Genomic DNA, 3,015 nt, shown 5'->3' with positions numbered 1-3,015 from the left:
CAGCTTCTCGGCTTCGAGGGCGGGAAGCTGGGCATCGACACTCTGCATATCGGTTGACACCCGGGCATATCCATAGCGCGCCATGACTGCGTTCTCCTTCTAGAGACGACAGATAGCGGCGTTCTTACATCATGGTCAACATATTTGGACTCCAAATCATATTTGGACTCCCTACGATCTTATTTGGACTCTTTATTTCCCCTCTTGGCTACTAAACCACGAAAAAACACCGGCCTTTTTTCAGAAAACCGTCGGCACGCCTTTTGAAAGCAGCGCATATGTGGCAGTATCGGCATCAATATCCCTGCACTATTTTCTGTCCCCATCGCCTGTCTCTCTTCCTCTTCCTCTCCCTCTTCCTCTTCTCAGCCATCCTCTTTCCTCACCTTTACGGAGCCCTCCATGACGCTTGTTGCTTCGCAATGCCGTGCCGCCCGCGCCATGCTGGGGCTCTCGCAGCGTGACCTCGCCAGGATGGCCGAGATGGCGCATCGCACCGTGGCTGATTTCGAGACGAATGCCCGCACACCCCATATCCGCACTCTGCGGGCCATGCGCGAGACGCTGGAAGCCTGCGGGGCGGTGTTCATCCCGGCCGATGAGCAGTTCGGCCCCGGAGTGAGACTGAAGGCCGTCGAGGAACCGAAGACTGCCGCCGATACCGATACCGATGCTGATACCGCCGAGACTGCCTCACAGGAGACCGCGAAAAACTGAGGAAAGCCCTCCGGGAGGGCGGAGGGGACAGCCCGCAAGAGAGCGGATTTTCATCAGACGGAAGGTAGAAAATTCCTCTCATTCTGCATGGGGTTTGTCAGAGGCCGCCTGTTCTGTCCGGCATCCGTTCCTGTCCTGTTCTATCATGAGGTCGTGGGTTGGCTCCCCTGAGCCAGCAGTGCTTCGTGGCTACCCGTTGGGTGCACGAAGCAGCTGGCAAGGGGGCTGTCGCCCCCGTTGACCCCCTTGATGGAAAGCGCATCCCATGCCTGCCTCGCCCCATGTTCCTGTGCCCGTGACGCCTCCCGTCCTCAGCCTGTCCCGCCCTGCCCGCTCCTCCCGCCTGTCCGTCCGTGCCTCGCCTGAGGAGCTGGCTGACTGGGCCGGTACAGCGCGCCTTCTGGGTCATGAGACTACCGCCCTTTGGGTACGATCCCTGCTGAAGGAGGCGTCTCTGACCGGTCGTGACGGGATGGCGGTGGGCGTCTCACTGCGCAAGCTGCGGGGCGAGCTTGGGCGCATCGGCAACAACCTCAATCAGCTGGCCCATTCTGCCCATTGTGGCGACGCCGTCCGGGCGGGGGATGTTCTGGATGCGCTGGAAGAGACAAAGGACCGCGTCGATGTCCTGCTCAAATCCATGCGTGTGACGAGGGCGAGGAGGACGTCCCGACCGCGGAAAATGGTTGAGCCAGAGACAGGAACAGAGGCGGAAGTATCCCAATCGATAGCGACCGCCTCCACAACGCTGCACTAAGCCCCCTCCAACTCCGGAGGGGAACGCATGATTGTGCAGGAAACCCGCATCCGGACGACCAGCGGCCATCAGGCCGTTTCACGTCATGTGCTTCGAGGCGCGAGGAACGAAGCCATACGCGTTCTGTGTGGCAGTGACTGGTGTCTTGGGGACTGGATGAAGGAAGCAAGGCGCGAATGCATACGCTATGGCCTGCGTCACATAGCCTTCAACCCTGCCGAGCCCATTAGTGACGAGGCCCTCGCCTCTTTCGCCGCCAGGTTGTGCGACGAACTGCAGGCGGACAGGGAACGCATGACGCTCGTCGTGCATCAGAAGAATGGCAGCACCCACGGTCATCTGCTTCTGCCCGAATGGCAGGACGACCATGTGCTGAGCTCGCGCTTCTCCTGGCAGCGTCTGGAGAAATGCGCCCGTCTCGAGGAAATTCGACTGGGGCATCAGCTGGTGCCGGGGCGGCATGACCGGGCCATTGCCAGAGCATTGCGTCAGGAAGGAAAGACGGCAGAAGCGGAGCGCGTTGAGGCGGTCCTGCAGGAGCCAGCAGTCGATAGTGCAAACCTCACTGCCCCTGCATCTTCTGACACACCACTCTCTCAAGCCTCATTCAAACGCTTACCCCAGCCCCTCCCACGCGCGGCCTATACCTCGCAATCACGTCGTATAGCCGAGCGACAGGGGCTGGATCTTGCCGAAGCGAAGAAGACCATCGCCTCCTTCTGGGCGCGGTCGGATAATCAGCTGCATCGCTTTCGCGCTCTGCTGAAAACGAACGGCTGGGTCATGCGTGCCGGAGACCGGCAGGATACCCGCAAGGGCGCGCATATCATCGAGACGGCTGATAGTGTGCTGATCGGGTCTTTCACGCGCCTGACGAAGACGCGCATGAAGGATTTCCGCCAGTTGCTGGTGGATGAAGCGGCAAGACCGAAATGCGGAGATATCCGGGCAGCAGTCAAGCCGCTCCTGGAGCGTGCTGCTCTGGCGACGGCTGCGATGGAACGTCATGGAGAGCAGAGCGGTCTGCTTCTGCCGCCATGCGAGCAACTCAGGCGTGACCCTGAAGCATTTGCGAGAGCGGCTGCGAAAACAAGGCCGTCACCGCCCTCGTCAAAACAGCCGAAAATCGTCTCTCTGGATCGTATCGATGAGCTGCCCCCGAACTTCGCTCACTACATCCGGCAGTGGAAACGAGAAGCCAGGGCATGCCGCACGGTACTGAATGCCAGACCGCCCATGGCGTATGGCCCGCGGCGCTCTGTCGATGAACAAGGCGCAGCTTTGTTTGCGCAGATAGAAGACGTGCACAGACAGCTCTGGCAGACCGGAAAACAGCTGCAGGAAACACGACAGGAGCGTGACGCTCTGCAGGACAGGGTGTTCGTTCTATCGAAGAAGAAACGCCTCTCCCATCTCGATGAGGAGATTGAACGGCTTTCGAAAACACTGGCCGAGATCCTGCGCTATCTTCTGGAGACCGTCTTCTGGCATCTTGGCCTGCGTACCACGCCGCCCGAGCCGCTTTGCCTGCCCGTGCCGAC

3 protein-coding genes are annotated in these 3,015 nt (G+C 60.2%); all 3 read left to right on the top strand.

Features of this window, described 5'->3' with window-relative positions:
* Positions 1 to 402: 402 nt before the first annotated feature.
* Complete coding sequence (locus AA105894_RS10810) at positions 403 to 717, top strand: helix-turn-helix domain-containing protein (protein ID WP_267311722.1); 315 nt, start codon at positions 403 to 405, stop codon at positions 715 to 717.
* A gap of 265 nt (positions 718 to 982) precedes the next feature.
* The gene (locus AA105894_RS10805; RefSeq protein WP_267311721.1) at positions 983 to 1,474 is read left to right on the top strand and encodes a MobC family plasmid mobilization relaxosome protein; all 492 of its coding nucleotides are present in this window, start codon (positions 983 to 985) and stop codon (positions 1,472 to 1,474) included.
* Between the two features lie 27 nt (positions 1,475 to 1,501).
* Positions 1,502 to 3,015: hypothetical protein (locus tag AA105894_RS10800; RefSeq protein WP_267311720.1), on the top strand; the 1,514-nt coding region annotated here is incomplete at its 3' end.

Origin of the sequence: Asaia spathodeae NBRC 105894 (assembly GCF_025994195.1) — a bacterium.
Classification (GTDB): domain Bacteria; phylum Pseudomonadota; class Alphaproteobacteria; order Acetobacterales; family Acetobacteraceae; genus Asaia; species Asaia siamensis.
Note: the sequence above shows the minus strand (reverse complement) of the source record. Positions and strands in the feature narration are given on the sequence as shown.

Coding starts and splice junctions, on each gene's coding strand:
- AA105894_RS10805 (WP_267311721.1), top strand. CDS start 983: ATGCCTGCCTCGCCCCATGTTCCTGTGCCCGTGACGCCTCCCGTCCTC.
- AA105894_RS10810 (WP_267311722.1), top strand. CDS start 403: ATGACGCTTGTTGCTTCGCAATGCCGTGCCGCCCGCGCCATGCTGGGG.